This is a genomic window from Caulobacter segnis (assembly GCF_019931575.1).
Lineage (GTDB): Bacteria > Pseudomonadota > Alphaproteobacteria > Caulobacterales > Caulobacteraceae > Caulobacter > Caulobacter segnis_C.
This window is the reverse complement of record NZ_CP082923.1, coordinates 4,279,644-4,299,276: the sequence shown is the minus strand read 5'-3', so window position 1 is coordinate 4,299,276 and position 19,633 is coordinate 4,279,644. Positions and strand designations below refer to the sequence as shown.

Sequence of the window (19,633 nt, the reverse complement as noted above, 5' to 3'; positions counted from 1 at the left end):
GCGGGAGAAGGGTTAGCTGAACGAAGCTTTCGCCGCCGCCAGCCGCGCCACCGCCGCGTCCAGCGTCGCGTCGGCCTTGGCGAAGCACAGTCGCACGACATTCCGCACCGGGTCCTCGGCGAAGAAGGCCGAGACCGGGATGGCCGCCACGCCGTGCTCGACGACGCAGCGCTCGCAGAAGGTCACGTCGTCGACGGTGATCCCCGAGGCGGTCAGGTCGACGTTCAGGAAATAGGTCCCCTGGCTCTCCAGCACGACATAGCCGGCCGCGCGCAGGCCGGTGGTCAGGCGGTCGCGCGAGCGTTGCAGGGCCGCCGGCATGTCGTCGAACCAGGCGCGGTGGTTGTCGAGGCCCCAGGCCACGCCGGCCTGCAGGTTGGGCGGGGTGGTGAAGGTCAGGAACTGGTGGGCGGCGGCCAGGACCTTGGTCAGGGCGGGGGCGGCGATCAGGAAGCCGACCTTCCAGCCGGTCATGCCGAACAGCTTGCCGGCCGAGCCGATCTTGACCGTCCGCTCGCGCATACCGGGGAAGCCGATCAGCGGGCGGTGGCGGCGGCCGTCGAAGACCACGGCCTCCCAGACCTCGTCGCAGACGGCGATCGCGTCGTGGCGGACGCAGAACTCGGCCAGCAGGGCCAGGTCTTCCTCGGGCGCGACGACGGCGGCCGGGTTCAGCGGGCTGTTCAGCACCACCATGCGGGTCCTGTCGCTGAAGGCGGCCTCCAGCATCGCGCGGTCGAAACGCCAGTGCGGCGGCGCGAGGCGGACCAGTCGGGGGATCCCGCCCGCCCGGCGGACCAGCGGCAGGTAGGCGTCGTACAGCGGCTGGAACAGCACCACCTCGTCGCCCGGCGAGATCAGCGACAGGAACGCCGCCGCCAGGGCCTCGGTCGCGCCGGAGGTGACGGTGATCTCGGTGTCGGGGTCCAGCTGGAGATCCTGGGTCCGCCCATAGTGGCCGGCGACGGCGGCGCGCAGCTCGGGCAGGCCGCGCATCGGCGGATACTGGTTGGAGCCCTCGATCAGCGCCCGCGCCGCGGCCTCGCGAACGGGCAGGGGGCCCTGGTCGTCAGGAAAGCCCTGACCCAGATTGATCGCGCCGTGCTGGCGCGCCAGGCCGCTCATGCGCTCGAAGATCGTGGTCGGCAGGTTGTCGAAAACGGGATGGACCATGAAGGCTGACTAGCACGTCTTCCTCATCCTCTCCTCCCCCTTAGGGGGAGGGCGTGTGTTGCTCTCCTCCCCCTCTGGGGGGAGGGGGACCGGCGAACGCCGGTGGAGGGGGCTTTGGGGCGAGGCATGCTCAGCACCGCTTGCGCGGACCCCCTCCGTCTCGATGCGTATTCGCATCGATCCACCTCCCCTGATGGGGAGGTGGGATCAGCCCGTCAGCGCGTCGCCGTCGTCCGCGTCCTCGCCCGCCCGCCGCATCTGCTGGGCCATGTTGGACAGCAGGAAGCTGGGGATGTCGCCGACCGGCATCGGGCGGCCGTACAGGAAGCCCTGGAAGGTGTCGCAGCGCATGTCGGCCAGCAGGCGGGCCTGGGCGGCGGTCTCGACGCCCTCGGCCGTGACCTTCAGGTTCAGGGTCTGGCCCAGCAGGGCGACCGTGCGCAGGATGTCGGCGATGGCCGTGTTGTCCTGCATCTCGGCCACGAACGAGCGGTCGATCTTGATCTTGTCGAACGGGAACCGCCACAGATAGGCCAGGCTGGAATAGCCGGTGCCGAAGTCGTCCATGGCGATCTTGACGCCCAGGGCCTTCAGGGCCGCCAACTGCTTCAGGGTCTTGACGCTGTCGTGCAGCAGGAGGCCCTCGGTGATCTCCAGCTCCAGGCGCGCGGGAGCCAGGCCCGAGACCTTCAGCGCCTTGCGCACCTGGGAGACGAGGTCGCCGGTGGCGAACTGGTTGGGCGACAGGTTGACGGCGACCGACAGGTGCGAGGGCCAGGCGGCGGCCGTGTGGCAGGCCTCGAACAGCACCCACTCGCCGATGGCCCCGATCAGGCCCCACTGCTCGGCGCATTCGATGAAGTCGGCCGGCGCCACCAGGCCCCGGGTCGGGTGCTGCCAGCGCAGCAGGGCCTCGAAGCCGGTGACCTCGTGCTCGCCGCTGCCGATCAGCGGCTGGAAGAACAGCTTCAGCTCGTCCTTGGCCAGGGCGTCGCGCAGGTCCAGCTCCAGGGCGCGGCGCTCCTGGGCCCAGATGTCCATGGCGGTCTCGAAGAAGCGATAGGCGCCCCGGCCGTCGCCCTTGGCGCGGTAGAGGGCCAGGTCGGCGTTCTTCAGCAGGCCGTCGGGATCGTCGGCGTCGAACGGGGCCACGGCGATGCCGACGCTGGCGCCGATCAGCACGTGGTGGCCGCGCACGTCGTAGGGCAGCGACAGGGCCGAGACGATGGCGCGGGCCAGCTCGCCGAGGGCCGCGTGGCCGGGCGAGGGCGCGATGACCACGGCGAACTCGTCGCCGCCCAGGCGCGAGACCAGGCCGCCGTCGCCGACCAGGTCGTCGACGCAGTCGCGCAGGCGGGCCGAGGCCTGGATCAGCAGGTCGTCGCCGATCGGATGGCCCAGGCTGTCGTTGACGCCCTTGAAGTGGTCGAGGTCCAGGCACAGCACCGCGCAGCCGGCGCCCGCGCCGCCCTTGCTCCGGGGCTTGCCGTGGTCGGTCCAGGCCTTGGAGAGCGCCTGCAGGAACGACAGGCGGTTGGGCAGCTGGGTCAGCACGTCGTAATGGGCCAGGCGCGAGATGCGGGCCTGGTCCTCGCGGGCCTGGGTGATGTCGGCGCCCACGCCCCGGAAGCCGGTGAACAGGCCGCTCAGATCATGGACCGGCTTGGCCGACAGCGACCACCAGTGGGTCTGCTTGTTCTGGCTATCTGGGCCGACGGCGACCGACACGGTCACGTCGCGGAAGGCCTTCTGCTCGGCGAACAGGGCCGAGAGGGCGGCGACCGGGCCGGTCGGGGTCTCGGCCGCGCCACACAGCTCCGACATCGGCTGGCCGATCAGCACGGCCTTGTCGACGCCGGCCGCGGCGGCCATCCGGTCGGAGACGTAGGTCAGGGCGCCGACGGCGTCGACTTCCCACAGCCAGTCGCTGGCGCCTTCCTCGAAGTCGCTGAGCAGCAGGGACACCACCTGCTTCTGCTTTTCCAACTCCTCGGCGGCGACCAGGCGGTCGGCGAAGATCTTGGCGTGCGCCAGGCACGAGACGCTGACCACCATGTGGCAGAAGATCAGCAGGCCCCCGAGGGCGTAGAGGACGGGATCGTTGCTGGTGGCCAGGACCCACAGGGCGCCCAGCGCCATCGGGGTCGAATAGGCGATGGCCGCCGCGGGCAGGGTCAAGAGGGCGAAGCCACCGCAGCCGATCATGCCGGCGATCACCGAGGCGACCAGCATCGGCATGGCGCCGGCGAAGCCCTGTTCCTTGGGCATGGTCAGGATCGGCAGGGCGGCCCACAGGCAGCCCAGCAGGCCGGCCTGGATCACCAGCCGGTTCACGCCGCGCTGCGAGACGGTGCTCTTGCCGCCCTTGCGCCGCCGCGCGGCGAACCAGCCGCGCAGGCCCAGCAGGGCGTAGCTGATGACCAACGCGGCCCAGATCGTCAGGGCCACGGTGTGCGGGCTGGCCAGGCCGGCGGCGCCGACCAGCAGGGCGATGACGATATTGGCGCCCATCATCACGGGCGTCATGCGCAGGATGCTCTGGACCTGCTCCATCCGCACCCGGCCGGCCATGGCCTCGGGCACGTGTGGAACCAGGCGGGCGTACAGGGCGGACAAGCCGCGATGGATGAGCGTGCTGGCGGCTGTGCGCACGACGCGTGCCCTCTGGTCCAAACTGGAGAAGTGCCCCGCTGGGACCATGGTCCGCACGGGTAAACCCCGGGTTAAGCTAGAGTATTCGGGGAGCTCCGCTCGCTAACCGTTGCGCGCCTTCCTGTTGGGGGCTTACCTGTCCGAGATTGGAGGCGAGCTCATGACGCAAGCCATCTTGGCCATGGCGATCGCGTTGGTCGCGGTCGCGCTTCTCGCGGCGATGTCGCTGCGCGCCAACCGTCGCTTCCAGATGGAGCCTCGACTACCGATGCAATGGTGGCTGGATGGCTCGGTCACCTGGACAGCGCCCCGTCGGGTGGCTCTGGCGTTCACGCCCGTGCTCGCCGCGATCTGTTTGGCGGCTGTCGTCGCGTTGGCGATCTTCGTGAAGCCCAGAGCCGGTCAGGAGCACCTCGTAACGCCCGCGATCCTTGCCGTCGCGCTCGTCTGCCTCTGTGTGCACGCCGTCCATCTGTGGATGATGCGGAGGACCGTTCAGCGGAAAGCGTAGCGTCCGCCTTCGACCCGTCGCGGGCGTTCGCGCCCTCTCCCCTTGTGGGAGAGGGTGGCCCGCGAAGCGGGTCGGGTGAGGGGTTGCGCTCCGCTATCCGGACAGGCCTTTCGACCCCTCATCCGGCCCTTCGGGCCACCTTCTCCCGCAAGGGGAGAAGGAAACTAAAGGTCAGCTCTCCACCCTACTCGGACGTTGAATCAGTCCGCTTCAAGCCTCCCCACCCCGCTTCCCCGGCGAAAGCCGGGGCCCAGATCGAACCCACGGGCGCTTATCTGGATGGCGAGGCGAGAGGGCGCGTCAGCCTCAATCTCTCTGGATGAGCCCGGGCCGGGGCATTCGCCGGGGAAGCGGGGGTGATCGCGGGGGGCGAAGCCATGAAAAAGGCCGCCGTCCTTGTGGGCGGCGGCCTCGATCATGGAACCCGGAAGACTAGTCTTCCTTCACGCGCTTCTTGCGGAACGAGGGGTTCAGGGTCTGCTTGCGCAGGCGGATGTTCTTCGGCGTCACCTCGACCAGCTCGTCGTCCTCGATATAGGCGATGGCCTGCTCGAGGGTCATCTTGCGCGGCGGGGTCAGGCGGATCGACTCGTCCTTGCCCGAGGCGCGGACGTTGGTCAGCTGCTTGGCCTTCATCGGGTTGACGTCCATGTCATCCTGGCGGCTGTTCTCGCCGATGATCATGCCCTGATAGGTCTTCTCGCCGGCGCCGACGAACATCACGCCGCGCTCTTCCAGGTTCCACAGCGCGTAGGCGGCGGTTTCCCCGTCCGAGTTGCTGACGAGCACGCCCTTGCGCTGCTGGTCGATCGCGCCCTTGTGCGGCTCGTAGTGGCTGAACACGCGGTTCAGCACGCCCGAACCGCGCGTGTCGGTCAGGAACTCGCCCTGATAGCCGATCAGCGAGCGCGACGGCGACAGCAGGGTGATGCGGGTCTTGCCCGCGCCCGACGGGCCCATGTCCTTCAGCTCGGCCTTACGGGCCGACAGCTTCTCGATGACGATGCCCGAGAACTCGTCGTCGACGTCGATCATGACGTCTTCCATCGGCTCCAGGCGCTTGCCGGTCTCCGGGTCCTGCTGGAACACGACGCGCGGACGGCTGATCGACACCTCGAAGCCTTCGCGGCGCATGTTCTCGATCAGCACGCCCAACTGCAGTTCGCCGCGGCCGGCGACTTCATAGGCGTCCTTTTCCGAGGTCTCGGTGACGCGGATGGCCACGTTGCTCTCGGCTTCCTTCAGCAGGCGGTCGCGGATGACGCGCGACTGGACCTTGTCGCCTTCGCGGCCGGCCAGGGGCGAGTCGTTGACCGAGACGGTCATCGAGATGGTCGGCGGGTCGATCGGTTGGGCGGGCAGGGCGTCGGTGACTTCCATGGCGCACAGCGTGTCGGCCACGGTGGCCTTGGACATGCCGGCGATGGCGACGATGTCGCCGGCCTCGGCGCCTTCATCGACGGGCTGACGCTTCAGGCCGCGGAAGGCCAGCACCTTGGTGATGCGGCCGCGCTCGATCTCGTTGCCGTTGCGGTCCAGGGCGTGGATGGCCATGCCGGGGACGGCCTTGCCGCTCTCGATGCGGCCGGTCAGCAGGCGGCCCAGGAACGGGTCGCTTTCGATCAGCACGTTCAGGATCTGGAACGGCTTGTCCTTGTTCTCGGCGACCTTGGGCGGCGGCACGTGGCGCACGATCAGGTCGAACAGCGGGGCCAGGGTGTCGCTGGGCTGGTTCAGGTCCAGCGTGGCCCAGCCGGCGCGGCCCGAGGCGTAGATGTGCGGGAAGTCCAGCTGCTCGTCCGTGGCGCCGATGGCGGCGAACAGGTCGAAGGCGGCGTTGTGGACGCGGTCCGGATCGGCGTGGGCGCGGTCGACCTTGTTGATGCAGAGGATCGGGCGCAGGCCCATCTTCAGCGCCTTGGTCAGCACGAACTTGGTTTGCGGCATGACGCCTTCCTCGGCGTCGACCAGCAGGACGCAGCCGTCCACCATGCCCAGGATGCGCTCGACCTCGCCGCCGAAGTCGGCGTGGCCGGGGGTGTCGATGATGTTGATGCGGGTCTCGCCCGCCTCACCATTCCACAGGACGCTGGTGCACTTGGCCAGAATCGTAATGCCGCGCTCGCGCTCCTGGTCATTGGAGTCCATGGCGCGCTCGGTGGTGGCTTCGTTGGCGCGGAAGACGCCGGACTGGGCCAGCAGCTGGTCGACGAGGGTGGTCTTGCCATGATCGACGTGCGCGATGATGGCGATATTTCGCATGTTCATGGGAACGGACGGACTTTCGGGAGGAATAGGGGATGACGAGTCACGCGTCAGGCGCGCGGCTTTTACGCGACTGCGCTGGATTTATCCACCCCCACCTCACTGAAACCCTTGTCGCAGGAAACCGGTGTCATGCAGAAAGCCTTGCCGGATCAGGCTTTGAGCGGTGTTCTCGTGAGAGACGGTTTCAAACGCAACAAATTGTGCAGTGCAGCATGCACAAAATTTGTGCGCTTCCAAATAGCGACGTTACGTAATCCTTGTGGCGCAAAGGGTTGCATCAATTCCCCTCGAAAAAATCGACATTGCTGTCCACTTTTCCGCTTGCCTAATTTTGCGTCGCACCCTATAAACAATCCTGTGAGGCGGCGCTGCCGCTTCTGCCCTTCCTGGGCGTTTCCTCCCTAATGAACTGGCCCGGCGGTTTCGCCGGGCTTTTTTTTTGGCCCAAGCGGCCGGGGCCGTCGTTGATCGAGGACAACGCGCGGATCGCGCGGCGGGTTCGGATCAAATCCGGCGGCCGTTCGACTGGCGCGGAGGCCAAACGGCCGGCTTCGGGGTCGACGCGGCGCTCGCCCCGTCAGGACGCGCCATTCGCCGCGTCGCGCCGCGCGAAGATCCGGGTGACCTCCGCCAGATTGTCCACGCCCCACACGCTCAGGGGAACCAGCGCCTGCGCCAGGCCGCGGCCCAGCGCCGTCAGGTCGTAGTCGACCCGCGGCGGAATCTCCTTGTAGTCGGTGCGCTTGACCAGGCCGTCGGCCTCCAGCTCCTTCAGCTGCTGGATCAGCATCTTGTCGCTGGCGTCCCGCACCGCGCGTCGCAGCGCGCCGTAGCGCACGGGTCCGCCCTGGGCCAGGAAGTACAGGATCAGCGGCTTCCACTTGCCCGCGACGACCCGCAGCGTCGCATCCAGACCGCAGGTGAAGCCGGGCAGCCTGGGGTCGCAGGCCTGCGGCTGTTCGGACGTGGGGGGCGGGGCGTGATCTTCCGACATTTTCGGGTACTTACCAAAAGGTGCATACTTGCCGCAAGGTGAGCAAGGAGCCAGGTGTGCGCCACCTCGATGAAGGAGCACATCATGAGCGAACTGATTGGAAAGCGCGCCCTGGTCACGGGCGGGTCGCGTGGCATCGGCGCGGCGATCGCCGTGGCGCTGGCCCGCAAGGGGGCCGACGTCGCGATCACCTATGACCGCTCGGCCGAGCGCGCCGCGCAGGTGGCGCGCCAGATCCAGGACGAAGGCCGCCAGGCGCTGGCCATCCAGGCCGACAGCGCCGATCCGGCGGCCATCAAGCGGTCGGTCGACGTGGCGGCCGAGGCGCTCGGTGGGCTGGACATCCTGGTCAACAACGCCGGCGTCGCGCTGTACGGGGCCATCGCGGACATCGCCGTCGGCGACATCGACGCCCTGCTGGACGTCAATGTGCGCGCGCCGATCCTCGCCGCCCAGGCCGCCATCCCCTACCTGAAGGCGGGCGGGCGCATCATCACCATCGGCTCGGCGGGCGCCGAGCGGATCGTCGGCGACACCGGCACGGTCTACTACATGACCAAGTCGGCGCTGCATTCGTTCACGCGCGGCCTGGCGCGCGAGCTCGGGCCCCGGGACATCACCGTGAACCTCGTCCAGCCGGGCTCGACCAACACCGACATGAACCCGGCCGATGGCGAGTATTCCGACTTCCAGCGCGCGCTGATGCCGCTGGGACGCTACGGCGAGCCCGAGGACGTCGCCGCCGTCGTGGCGTTCTTCGCCAGCCCAGCGGCTAAGCACCTCACCGGCGCGATCCTGAACGTGGATGGCGGTCTCAACACCTGAGCGGATCGACGCTCAGCCTTGAGCCACCCAAAATCCGCTCATCCCCGCGAAAGCGGGGACCCAAGCCGAGTTCGCTTTCCAGATCACGCTGCAAGAAAGTTCGTCTTCCTAGGCACAAGGCCTAGGAAGACGGGAATGTTGGATGCTCAGCCTGGGTCCCCGCTTTCGCTGGGATGATCGGTGATGGGACGCCAAGATCCCGGCAGCCTCGATGGGTGCGATCCGCCCTACCGCAGCTCCGCCACGTCCAGCTCGGCCAGAGCCCGGGTCAGGGCCTCGGCGTCGGCCGTCAGCCGCGCCAGGCCTTCGGTCGGCTCGCGCGTGGTCTCGTCCATATAGAGCGCGCGGTTGATCTCGATCTGCAGGGCGTGGGTGCGCTTGGCCGGGCGGCCGTAGTGCTCGGTGGTATAGCCGCCGGCATAGGGGGCGTTGCGGACGACGCGGTAGTCCATGGCCTCCAGCGCCCGCTCGACCATGGCCGTCAGCTTGGGCGAGCAGGCCGCGCCGAAGCGGTCGCCCAGCACGATGTCGCACGGCCCTCCGCCCTTGGCCCGCTGGCCGCGCGCGGCGGCCGCCGGCATGGAGTGCCAGTCGATCAGGATCGCCGCCCCGTGCGCGGCGCGCGCCGCCGCCAGCTGGCGGTCCAGGGCGTCGTGATAGGGGCGGTGGGCCAGTTCCACCCGGGCCTTGGCCTCGGGAAAGGTCAGCTTGCGGGCGTAGATCGGCCGCCCCTCGCTGGCGACGCGGGGAATGGCGCCCAGCCCCGCCGCGACGCGGGCGGTGCGGCCGTGGGCGTATTCGGGCAGGTCGCCGTCGAACATCGCCGGGTCCATCTCCCAGGGCTCGCGGTTGAGGTCGATGTAGGAGCGGGCGAAGCGGGCGCGGATCAGGGCCGCGCCCAGGGCGGGCGTCCCGGCGACGATGCGGTCGACGAAGGCGTCCTCGGAGGCGCGCAGCGTGGCGACGGGCAGGCGGGCGGCCGAGGTCATGTCCTCGGGATAGACGTCGCCCGAATGGGGCGAGGCGAAGACCAGGGCGGTCGGCGGCGGCGCCCCGGCCGGCGCGGCGCGCGACACCTCGAACGCCGCGCCGCCGAACGTCTCCAGCGCCGCGGTCGCCGTGGCTTCGGTGTGGACGGGCCGCCTAGCGCTCATGCTTCTCATCATCGAAGCCCGCGCGCGCCGGGTCAAATCGCAATCGGTCTAAAGAGCGTCCATCCACAGTCCTGAGGGGGGCGCGACGTTTAGGTTCATCCCCGATTTACGGACAACGCGCTAAGGTGGCCCTTCGACCGACGCCTTGCTTCCTTCCGGACACGTGACCTCATGGCCCGCATCCTCCTCGCCGAAGACGATGATTCCCTCCGTGGCTTCCTGGCCCGGGCGCTGGAACGCGCCGGCTTCGAAGTCCAGGCGTGCGCGGATGGCGAGGAAGCCGTCCAGCACCTGGAGCATCCCTGGGACCTGCTGCTGACCGACATCGTCATGCCGGGCATGGACGGCATCGAGGTGGCCCGCCAGGCCGCCGCGCGCGATCCGTCCCTGCGCATCATGTTCATCACCGGCTTCGCGGCCGTCGCCCTCTCGGCCCAGGACCGCGCCCCGGCCGGCGCTAAGGTGCTGTCCAAGCCCGTCCACCTGCGCGACCTGGTCGCCGAGGTGGAAAAGATGATGGCCGCCTAAGAGGCCCGAAAAAAGTTTCGCTAAAAGTTTTGGGGGGCGGCTTGCGCCCCGGCCAAGCCGCCGCTATACCCCCACACCTTCCCGGCCGGGACGTCTTCACCAAGGCGCTTCGGATCGCTTCGGCGGACGCGTAGCTCAGCGGGAGAGCACTACGTTGACATCGTAGGGGTCACAGGTTCAATCCCTGTCGCGTCCACCATCCTCCTCCTTTCTTCTCTGTGGTTTACGAGCAATCGGCTCGCGCCGCTCGACGACCCGATTTCGGCCCGGCGTCAAATCGCCGCCGTCAAGGTGACCCCTCCCCGGGGAGTTGATCGAATTTTCGCGGCGCTGACGGATGTTCGGGACCCCCGGGGAAGGGGGTGACCCGGCCTGGGTCCCGTCTGGCGCTGGTAACGTCTCTGGGCTGCCGCGCGCAGCGAGCAAATCTCAAAACGTCGACCAGGCGCAGCGCCGTTGGCGGGTCAGTCCGTGAAGAAGCCTTCGTCGATCGCCTTGATCGCGATGGTGTCCCGCGTCACGACGCCCTCGCCATGACGGACCATAAGTTCCGATGGTCGTTCACCGCCTCGGGGCCGACGGCGCCAGCGCCGCCGAGCGCATGCGCCATTTCTTCACGGCCCGGACAAGCAGAAGGATGATCAGCGCTTCGAAGTCGCCAGGGTGCATGACCCGAACTCGGTCGAGCAGTTCGCGGCCACCTAGGCCTGGAACTCTACGATAAGGCCCTCGACGCTTTCGACGAGGTGTTCACAGGCTATCGCGCCGACGGCTTGGCAAGCGGCGCTCGCGCCGAAGACCACCAAGGCGAGTTTGCGAGCGACAGATTGGATGCTGGCGGACGCGTCCGGTGCGATCAGGAGAGCGAGCCGATCGTGGAATCGTTCGATCTCCTCGTGGATCGCCTGATGAATTGGCGTTCCGGGCTGGGCGTATTCGACCGCCAGGTTGAGGGCGAAAAGGCCCCGGCTTGGCGAGTCGGCGAACGTGGCGGCGAAGTAGGCGCCGATCGCTCGGAGGCGTTGGCTCGGTTCGCATGGCGCGAGCTCGACCGTCTCCGCCAAGGCCCGTCTTGTCTGGCGTCCTTCCTCGTGGAGGCAGGCGACGACCAGGTTCTCCTTGCTCGAAAAATGCCGATAGAGCGTGGGCTTGGTGAGGTTGGCGGCCCTGACGATGTCATCGATCGACGTCGACTGGACGCCGTAGCGACGAAAGAGATCCGTCGCCGCGCCGGTGAGGCGGCGGTGCGTGCGTTCCCAGCTCGCGGCCGCCCGCGTGGATCTGGTTGATCGTGATGAACGGGACGAGCGCTCTGAGGTCATGGTGGCGTCGGTCAAGATGAGGATCGCGGCGGCCGGGGAGGGGGCTGCGGCCGCCGCGATCGGGCGCTCCGGGCGAGGCATGATCAGGCCCGGCGCGCGCGCCCCTAGACGGTGGCTGCGTCGAGGGGCGGAGGCATCGAAGGATCGTTTCGTGACCCCGCTTGGATCCGGAACCAGAGCGCGTACAGCGCCGGCAGGAACACCAGGGTGAGCACGGTGCCGCCGATCGTCCCGCCGATCAGGGTGTAGGCCAGCGACGACCAGAACACCGAGAAGGTCAGCGGCACGAAGGCCAGCACCGCGGCCAGGGCGGTCAGGATCACCGGCCGGGCCCGCTGGACCGTGGCCTCGACCACGGCGTGGTAGGGATCCAGGCCGTCCTTCTCATTGGTGTGGATCTGGCCGATCAGGATCAGGCCATTGCGCATGATGATCCCCGCCAGGCCGATCAGGCCGAGGATGGCGTTGAAGCCGAACGGCTGGTGGAAGATCAGCAAGGTGGGCACCACCCCGACCAGGGCCAGGGGCGCGGTCAGCAGCACCATCCACATCGCCGACAGCGACCGGACCTGGAAGATGATCACGATCATCATCAGGATGAACATCAGCGGGAAGACCGCCGCCAGGGCCGCGTTGGCCTTGGCCGCTTCCTCGATGTCGGCGCCGGCCTCGATCCGGTAGCCGGCCGGCAGCTTGGCCTTGACCGGTTCCAGCGCCTTGATCACCTCGGTGGAGGCGGCCGGGGGCTGGAACTCCGCGCCGACGTCGGCGCGCACGGTGATGGTGGGCAGGCGGTCGCGGCGGCGCAGGATCGGATCCTCCATGCGGATCTCGGCCTTGCCGATCTGGTCGAGCGGCACGCGCTGGCCTTCCGCGCCCAGCAGGGTGAAGGCGCCCAGCTTGGCCGGATCCAGGCGGTCGGCGCCGCCGGTGCGGGCGATCACCTCGACGGTGCGGATGTCCTCGCGGACCTGGGTGACGGGCGCGCCGGTCAGCAGGAACTGCAGCTGCTCGGACGCGTCGCGGCTGGACAGGCCCATGGCGCGCAGGCGGTCCTGGTCGAGCACGAAGTGGACGCTCGGGACCCGCTCGCCCCAGTCGGTATTGACCTGCCGCAGGGCGTGGTTGGCCTGCATGACGCCGCGAACCTGCTCGGCGATCTCGCGCACCTTGGCCGGATCGGGCCCCATGACGCGGAAGGCCACCGGCCAGGGCGAGGGCGGGCCGAAGACGATCTGGGTGGCGCGGATGCGCGCGCCCGCGACCGAGCCCTGCTGGGCGAACTGGCGAACCCGGCTCTTGAGGGCGTCGCGCGCCTTCTCGTCCGAGGTCAGCACCACGATCTTGGCGAAGGACGGATCGGGCAGCTCCGGCGACATGGCCAGGAAGAAGCGCGGCGCGCCCTGGCCGATATAGCTGGTGACGATCTTGGCCTCCGGCTGCTGGCTCAGCCACGCCTCGACCTTGGCCGTCGCCTGGCTGGTGGTCTCGATGCTGGAGCCCTCGGGCGTCTGCACCTCGATCAGCACTTCGGGCCGGTCGGAGATCGGGAAGAACTGCTGCTTGACCAAGCCCATCATCACGAAGGACACGACCAGCGCCGCCACCACGCCCAGCACCACTTTCAGACGATTGGCGACGGTCCAGCCGATCAGGCCGCGGAACTGGCGATAGCGCGGGGTGTCGTAGATGGCCGCGTGACCCCCCTCGACCGGCTTGATCTTCGGCAGCAGCACCACGCCCAGGAAGGGCGTGAAGATCACCGCCACGAACCACGAGGTGATCAGGGCGAAGGCCACGACCCAGAAGATGTTGCCAGCGTACTCGCCCGCGCTGGACTTGGCGAAGCCCACCGGCATCAGCCCGATGATCGTCACCAGGGTGCCGGCCAGCATCGGCGCGGCCGTGTGGCCCCAGGCATAGGTCGAGGCGAAGATGCGGTCGCGGCCTTCCTCCATCTTCACCACGATCGTCTCGATGATGATGATGGCGTCGTCGACCAGCAGGCCCAGCGACAGGATCAGCGCGCCCAGGGTGATGCGGTCGAAGTCGCGGCCGGTGGCCAGCATGATCACGAACACCGCCGCCAGGGTCAGCGGCACGGCCAGGGCCACGACGACCCCGACGCGGAAACCCAGGCTGACCAGGCTGACGGCGATCACCACCACCAGGGCCACGAAGAACTTCAGCATGAACTCGTCATAGGCCTCGGTGATGTTCACCGCCTGGTCGGTGACCTTGGCGAAGGTCAGGCCCAGCGGCAGTTCGCCGGCGATGGCCTTGGCTTCCTTCTCCAGGTCCTTGCCCAGCTGAAGGCCGTTGTAGCGCTCCTTCATCACGACCCCGAGCTCCAGGGCTGGCTCTCCGCCATTGCGGATGAAGAAGGTGGCGGGGTCCTCGTAGCCGCGCTTGACCTCGGCCAGATCGGACAGCTTGAGGGTCTTGCCGCCGACCACGATCGGCGTGTCCTTGATCGTCTGCAGGTCGTCCAGCGCGCCGTCCAGGCGCATCTGGATCTGCGGGCCTTTGGTCTCGATCGAGCCAGCCGGCGTGACGAGGTTGCGCTCGTTCAGGGCGGCGAAGATCTCCCGCGGGCTGACGCCCAGGTTCGACAGGCGCGCCTGGGAGAACTCGACGAAGATGCGCTCGGGCCGCTCGCCGATGATGTTGACCTTCTTGACGCCCGGCACGTGCAGCAGGCGCTGGCGCAGGGTCTCGGCCTGGCGCACCAGCTGGCGATGAGGCTCGCCCTTGGCCTTCAGGGCATAGAGCGCGAAGGTCACGTCGCCGTACTCGTCGTTGATGAACGGACCCAACACGCCGCGCGGCAGGTTGGCGGCCTCGTCGCCCAGCTTCTTGCGGGCCTGATAGAATTGCTCCTGCACTTCCTTGGGCGGGATCGGATCCTTCAGGGTCAGGGTGGTGAAGGCCAGGCCCGGACGGGTGAAGGTCTCGGCGCGGTCGTACCACTTCAGCTCCTGCAGCCGCTTTTCCAGCGGCTCGGCCACCTGGTCCTGCATCTCCTGGGCCGTGGCGCCCGGCCAGGCGGTGACCACGGTCATCACCTTGATGGTGAAGCTGGGATCCTCGGCCCGGCCCAGCTTGAAGAAGGCGAAGGTCCCGGCCAGCACGACGGCGATGATCAGGAACAGGGTGACGGCGCGTTCGCGCACCGCCAGGGCGGAGAGGTTGAAGCTCATTGCGCCGCTCCGGCTCGCAGGCTGACGCGTTCGCCCTGGTGAAGCATGTGCGCGCCCAAGGCCACGAAGCGCTCGCCGGCGGCGAGACCGGCGGTGACCGTGGCGGTGTCCTCGCCGACGGCGGCCAGCTGGACGGGCCGCCAGCTGACCGTCGAGGTCTTGGCGTCGACGATCCAGACGCCCGGACCCTTGCCCGCGTCGTAGAGGGCGCCCAGGGGGACGGCGCGGCCGCCGGTCCTGGTCGCGCCGGCCACGGCGCCGGGAAGGGCGATGGTCACCGTGGCGCCCAGCGGCGCTGAAGCCAGCGCGCCGTCCAGGACGTAGCGGGCCTCGAAGGTGCGGGTGCGGGGATCGGCGGCGTCGGAGATCTGGCGCAGGCGGGCGGGCGCGGCGGCGGCGTTGCCGAACACCGAGGCGGTGGCGGTCGAACCGACGGTGGGACGCAGCGTCTCGGGCAGGGCGATCGTCGCTTCGCGCGGGCCTGCATGGGCCAGGCGGACGACGGTCTGGCCGGCCGCGACCACCTGGCCGGGCTCGCCCAGGGTCTCGACTACGACGCCGTCGGCGTCGGCGACCAGCACGGCGTAGCCGGCGGTGTTGCGTGACACCCGAGCCTGGGCCTCGGCCGCTTGCAGCTGGGCGCGGGCGGCCAGGGCGGCGGCCTTGATCTGGTCGTAGGTCGAGCCCGACACCGCGCCGGCCCCGACCAGGTCACGATAACGGGCCTCGTCGGCCTCGGCCTGGACGGCCCGGGCGCGGGCGGCGGTTACGGTCTGGTCCTGGGCGGCTTGGGCCAGGACGTAGTCGGCGCCGTCGATGCGCATCAGGGGCTGGCCCCGGCGCACCGTCTGGCCGGTGTCGACCAGGCGCTCGACGATCTTGCCCGGCACGCGGAAGCCCAGCTGGCTCTCGATGCGGGCCGAGACGACGCCGGTGAACTGGCGCTCGCCGTCGATCGCGGCGGGCGCGGTGGCGACCCGCACGACCGGCGGCTGGGTGCGGGAATCGACGGCGGCGTCATGGCCGCCGCACGCGGCGAGCGGGGCGGTCAGGCCGCCGACGAGGGCGGCGAGGAGCAAGCGATGCGACATGGCGAAAGGGGTCCTGCCTTGAGCGGAGATCCCCACATCGTGCCCAGTGACCAATTTGTCAATTAGTCACTATTAAAATTTCGCGGCGGCTACGGCGCCAGGCTGCGCAGGATCAGGTTGATGACCTGGGTCTGGGTCTCGGGCAGGCCGTCCAGATTGAACTCCAGCAGCAGCGGATGCATGAACGGCTGCATGGCCAGCATGATCGCCGAGCAGGTCTCGTCGATCGGGGTCTTGCGCTCGAACTCGCCGGCCTCGCGGCCCTGCAGGATGATATCGCGCACCGTCGCTTCCATCCGCTCCAGATAACCGATCGCCGAGGGCCACTTCTCGGTCGCCGAGTTGGCGGCCAGATCGTAGAGCAGCTTCTCCTGGAACAGGAGCTCAGTGCTCTTTTCGGTTACTGTGCTGAAAAGTCTTCGGAACTTCTCGGTCGGTGTCCGCGCGCCGGCCACGCTGGCCAACGCGGCCGACATGATCTTCTCCAGGCATTGGGCGCAAATCGCCTCGCCGATCGCCTGCTTGGACTCGAAGAATTTGTAGATGTAGGCCTTCGAGAAGCCGATCGCCTTGGCCAGATCCGCGACCGTCGTCTTGCCGTAGCCGAAGCGTGCGAAATGGGCGTCGGCGGCGTCGATGATCTGCTGGCGGATGGCGTGGTCGGCCGGCCCGCGGCGGCCCGCGGCGGCGTCTGGGGGCGAGGTGTCGGTGATCATGCCTCGATAGGTAGCATCGCGACTCGCAATTGACAACGAGTGACCAAGTTAGCATATGGTCACAATCGTTCATGCGAGCACTTCACGAGGAGATCGCAATGCGATCGGTTTCGAGCTTGGCCCTGCTGGCCTTGGCCGGCGTCACGATTGGCGGTTGCGCCGTGGGCCCTGACTATGTGGCGCCGCCACCCGCGGTTTCCGGGACGTTCATCGGCGCGGGCGCCGTGGCCCAGCGCGCGGCCCCGGTCGCGCCGGCCGACCAGACGGCTTGGTGGAAGGGCTTCAACGATCCGGTTCTTGACGGTCTGGTCGAGCGCGCCCTGGCCCAGAACCTCGACCTAGCCCAGGCCACGGCTCGGGTGACCCAGGCGCGGGCGGGATTGACGGCGGCCACGGCCGCCCTGCTGCCGTCGGGGGGCGTGCAGGCCAGCGCGGCCAGCGCCCATGCCTCGACCCAGACGCCCACCGGCCGCCTGGCGTCCAGCGCGCCGGGCTTCGACCGCGACGGATCGCTCTACGAGGCCGATGCGACCGCCGGTTGGGAGATCGACGTCTTCGGCGGCCTGCGGCGCGACCGCGAGGCGGCTGCCGCGGACTATCAGGCGGCCAGGGTCGGCGTCGCCGCCGCACGCCTGTCCGTCGCCGCCCAGACGGCCGACACCTACCTGGTGATCCGCGGCCTGCAAGCACGGCTGGCTATCGCCCAGGGCCAGGTCGACACCCAGGCCCGGTTGGTCGAGACCGTCCGCCTGCAACAGAGCCGTCAGGTCGCCTCGGAGCTTCAACTGCATCAGGCCGAAGGCGCCCTGGCCCAGACCCGCGCTCAGATCCCCGTCCTGCAAGAAGGCTTGGAGGCGGCGATGAACGCCCTCGACGTCCTGCTGGGCGCCCAGCCCGGCGCCACGCGCGCGCAGTTGGCCGCCGCCACGCCGGTGCCGCGGGCTCCAGCGATCACCGAGGCGGTCGGCCCCGCCGACCTGATCCGCCGACGCCCCGACCTGGCGGTCGCCGAATGGCGGCTGAAGGCGTCGAACGCGGCGATCGGCGCGGCGGTCTCCGAATATTATCCAAAATTCTCGCTGACCGGTCTGGTCGGGACGGCGACCACCGCCAGCGGGGCGCTGTTCGAAGGCCCGGCCAATCAGGCCCAGGGCGTGCTGGGCTTGCGCTGGCGTCTGTTCGACTTCGGTCGGGTCAATGCCGAGATCCGGACCGCCAAGGGCCGCAACGCCGAGGTCCTTGCCGCCTATCAGCAGTCGGTGCTGCGGGCCACGGCCGATGTCGAGGACTCGTTTTCCAGCCTGGTGAAGCGAGAGGACGAGGCACGGATCCTGGTCGGCGGCGAGCAGTCGTTGTTCAAGGCCCGCACGGCGTCTGAACTGGCTTACAAGGCCGGGGCGGTCAGCCTGATCGAAGTGCTGGACGCCGACACTCGCCTGCTGGCGGCCCGAGACGCCCGCGCCCAGGCCGACACCGAGGCGGCTCGCGCGGCGGTGCGGTCGTTCCGGGCTCTGGGGGGCGGCTGGAGTCCGACCACGGGGAGCTGAGCGCCGCGAACGCGTCCTCGAAGCCGTCCGCCAAGGTCGGGTTCCTGCGCCGTCCTCAGAGCCGGAAAATGGCGCGCCGTCGTCAAAACGCGTCGGGCTAAGGCAACCTAGGTCGCGAGCAAGGCGCATGTTCGCAAGATCGTCCGCGCCGCCTCGCGGCCCGCCGCGAGAATGCGATCGGACATCTCCGCGCCGTCGACGGCGCGGGCGATTTGCAGCGTGCCGATACAGGTCGCCAGGAGCGCCATGGCGGTGGCTTCCGGGTCGGCGGCTTGCGGCGGAACGTAAGCGGCGACCTGCTTGGCGAGCGCGGTGACGCGCTCGGTGTAGGCGGACCTCGTCTCCTGAGGCTCGCGCGCGATCTCGGCGGCGAGCGCGGAGGTGGCGCAGCCGACCTGCGGATTGTCGCGGTGCTCGGGCGTGAGATAGGCGGCGATAAGCCCATCTAGACCGTCGGCGGCCAGGATATGGCGCATCTGCTCGGCCTGGGCGTCGAGCGCGCTGGCCAGGCTTTCGCGCACCAATTCGGCCTTGGACTCGAAGTGCGGATAGAAGGCGCCATTCGTCAGGCCGGCGTCCTTCATGACGCGGGACAGGCCTGAGGCGGCGATGCCGTCGGCCCGGAAGCGTTCGGAAGCCGCCTGCAGGATGCGCTCTCGCGATGCGTCCCGACGACCTTTTTCATAGCGCATGTCCTGCCTCCGAGATTCTCATTGCATTATGATCATAATTTCACATTATGATCATAATGCAATGCGCGGCGCCGCTCCGGCGTTTGCTGCCTACGGGAAGGCTCATGACCATTCAACGCAAGAAGATCGCCCTCGTGACCGGGGCGTCCGCCGGCATCGGCCTGGCGAGCGCTCAGGCCTTGGCCGCGGCCGGCTACACCGTCTATGGGACCAGCCGCCGGTCGGCCGCCAACGCGCCCAAGGACGTGCGCATGCTGGTTTGCGACGTCACCGACGACGAGTCCGTCAAGGCGCTGGTCGCCAAGGTGCTGGCCGAGGCGGGCCAGATCGACGTGCTGGTCAACAATGCCGGCCTTGGCCTGACGGGCGGGGCCGAGGAAAGCTCGATCCGCCAGGCCCAGGCCCTGTTCGACGTCAATCTGTTCGGCGTCATGCGGGTGACCAACGCCGTGCTGCCGTCGATGCGCGCTCGCCGCCAAGGGCGCATCCTCAATATCAGCTCGGTCCTTGGGCTGATCCCCGCGCCCTACTCCGCCCACTACGCGGCCACCAAGCACGCGCTGGAAGGCTATTCGGAGTCTCTCGACCATGAGGTCCGGGCCTTCAACGTCCGCGTTTCCCTGATCGAGCCGGGGTACATCCGCAGCACCTTTGACCAGAACGCCGTGCAGGCGGACGCCCAGATCAGCGTCTACGATCAAGCGCGGGCGGGCGTCCGGGCGCTGCTCGACGAAGTCATGCCGACCGCCGAACTGCCGGAGGTGGTGGCTGACGTGGTTCGCGCCGCCACTGTCGATCCTCGGCCGCGCCTGCGTTACCCCGCCGGCAAGCTGGCCAAGCAGATCTCGCTGCTGCGCCGGTTCGCGCCGGCCAAGGCCTTCGACAAGAGCCTGCGCAAGCAGATGCGACTGCCCGCCTAAGCGCGCCCCGACGCTTTGCGACCCTCATCTCCCAGGAATA

15 protein-coding genes and 1 tRNA gene are annotated in these 19,633 nt (G+C 68.7%); 6 read left to right on the top strand and 10 right to left on the bottom strand.

Annotated features, from left to right (window positions below):
• Positions 1-12: 12 nt before the first annotated feature.
• Positions 13-1,173, bottom strand: a complete 1,161-nt coding sequence (locus K8940_RS19725) for an aminotransferase (protein ID WP_223391755.1) — start codon at positions 1,171-1,173, stop codon at positions 13-15.
• A 207-nt stretch (positions 1,174-1,380) separates the two neighbouring features.
• Complete coding sequence (locus K8940_RS19720; RefSeq protein ID WP_223391754.1) at positions 1,381-3,825, bottom strand: putative bifunctional diguanylate cyclase/phosphodiesterase; 2,445 nt, start codon at positions 3,823-3,825, stop codon at positions 1,381-1,383.
• 160 nt (positions 3,826-3,985) lie between these two features.
• Here K8940_RS19720 and K8940_RS19715 point away from each other — a divergent pair, with 160 nt between their 5' ends.
• Positions 3,986-4,336, top strand: a complete 351-nt coding sequence (locus tag K8940_RS19715) for a hypothetical protein (RefSeq protein WP_223391753.1) — start codon at positions 3,986-3,988, stop codon at positions 4,334-4,336.
• Between the two features lie 432 nt (positions 4,337-4,768).
• On the opposite strand, the gene typA is transcribed toward K8940_RS19715, so the two are convergent.
• Positions 4,769-6,604: a translational GTPase TypA gene (gene typA, locus K8940_RS19710; protein WP_223391752.1), complete on the bottom strand. Its 1,836-nt coding sequence runs from the start codon at positions 6,602-6,604 to the stop codon at positions 4,769-4,771.
• A gap of 577 nt (positions 6,605-7,181) precedes the next feature.
• Positions 7,182-7,598 (bottom strand): winged helix-turn-helix transcriptional regulator, encoded by a 417-nt coding sequence (locus K8940_RS19705; protein ID WP_223391751.1) that lies wholly within the window; start codon positions 7,596-7,598, stop codon positions 7,182-7,184.
• Between the two features lie 84 nt (positions 7,599-7,682).
• Here K8940_RS19705 and K8940_RS19700 point away from each other — a divergent pair, with 84 nt between their 5' ends.
• The gene (locus K8940_RS19700; RefSeq protein ID WP_223391750.1) at positions 7,683-8,423 is read left to right on the top strand and encodes an SDR family NAD(P)-dependent oxidoreductase; all 741 of its coding nucleotides are present in this window, start codon (positions 7,683-7,685) and stop codon (positions 8,421-8,423) included.
• 227 nt (positions 8,424-8,650) lie between these two features.
• Here K8940_RS19700 and K8940_RS19695 read toward each other — a convergent pair whose 3' ends face one another.
• Positions 8,651-9,577, bottom strand: coding sequence for an N-formylglutamate amidohydrolase (locus K8940_RS19695; RefSeq protein ID WP_223391749.1), 927 nt, complete (start codon positions 9,575-9,577; stop codon positions 8,651-8,653).
• Between the two features lie 171 nt (positions 9,578-9,748).
• On the opposite strand from K8940_RS19695, the gene cpdR reads away from it, so the two are divergent.
• Together cpdR and K8940_RS19685 are read left to right on the top strand one after the other, a co-directional pair.
• The gene (cpdR, locus tag K8940_RS19690) at positions 9,749-10,105 is read left to right on the top strand and encodes a cell cycle two-component system response regulator CpdR (protein WP_004616083.1); all 357 of its coding nucleotides are present in this window, start codon (positions 9,749-9,751) and stop codon (positions 10,103-10,105) included.
• Between the two features lie 124 nt (positions 10,106-10,229).
• Positions 10,230-10,304 (top strand) — tRNA-Val (locus tag K8940_RS19685).
• Between the two features lie 502 nt (positions 10,305-10,806).
• Here the strand turns inward: K8940_RS19685 and K8940_RS19680 are convergent.
• From K8940_RS19680 to K8940_RS19665, 4 genes are all read right to left on the bottom strand, one after another.
• Positions 10,807-11,442 (bottom strand): TetR/AcrR family transcriptional regulator, encoded by a 636-nt coding sequence (locus tag K8940_RS19680; RefSeq protein ID WP_223391748.1) that lies wholly within the window; start codon positions 11,440-11,442, stop codon positions 10,807-10,809.
• A gap of 89 nt (positions 11,443-11,531) precedes the next feature.
• Positions 11,532-14,627, bottom strand: coding sequence for an efflux RND transporter permease subunit (locus K8940_RS19675; protein WP_223391747.1), 3,096 nt, complete (start codon positions 14,625-14,627; stop codon positions 11,532-11,534).
• The gene (locus tag K8940_RS19670) at positions 14,624-15,718 is read right to left on the bottom strand and encodes an efflux RND transporter periplasmic adaptor subunit (protein ID WP_223391746.1); all 1,095 of its coding nucleotides are present in this window, start codon (positions 15,716-15,718) and stop codon (positions 14,624-14,626) included. Before K8940_RS19670 ends, K8940_RS19675 begins: the two co-directional genes overlap by 4 nt.
• Before the next feature lie 89 nt (positions 15,719-15,807).
• The gene (locus K8940_RS19665) at positions 15,808-16,434 is read right to left on the bottom strand and encodes a TetR/AcrR family transcriptional regulator (RefSeq protein WP_223391745.1); all 627 of its coding nucleotides are present in this window, start codon (positions 16,432-16,434) and stop codon (positions 15,808-15,810) included.
• A gap of 98 nt (positions 16,435-16,532) precedes the next feature.
• Between K8940_RS19665 and K8940_RS19660 the strand changes: the two genes are divergently transcribed.
• Positions 16,533-17,981: an efflux transporter outer membrane subunit gene (locus K8940_RS19660; protein ID WP_223391744.1), complete on the top strand. Its 1,449-nt coding sequence runs from the start codon at positions 16,533-16,535 to the stop codon at positions 17,979-17,981.
• 107 nt (positions 17,982-18,088) lie between these two features.
• Here the strand turns inward: K8940_RS19660 and K8940_RS19655 are convergent, their stop codons facing one another.
• Positions 18,089-18,673, bottom strand: coding sequence for a TetR/AcrR family transcriptional regulator (locus K8940_RS19655; RefSeq protein ID WP_223391743.1), 585 nt, complete (start codon positions 18,671-18,673; stop codon positions 18,089-18,091).
• Between the two features lie 104 nt (positions 18,674-18,777).
• On the opposite strand from K8940_RS19655, the gene K8940_RS19650 reads away from it, so the two are divergent.
• Positions 18,778-19,593 carry an oxidoreductase gene (locus K8940_RS19650; protein ID WP_223391742.1) on the top strand — a complete coding sequence of 272 codons (816 nt, stop codon included), beginning with the start codon at positions 18,778-18,780 and terminating at the stop codon, positions 19,591-19,593.
• The last annotated feature ends 40 nt before the right edge of the window (positions 19,594-19,633 follow it).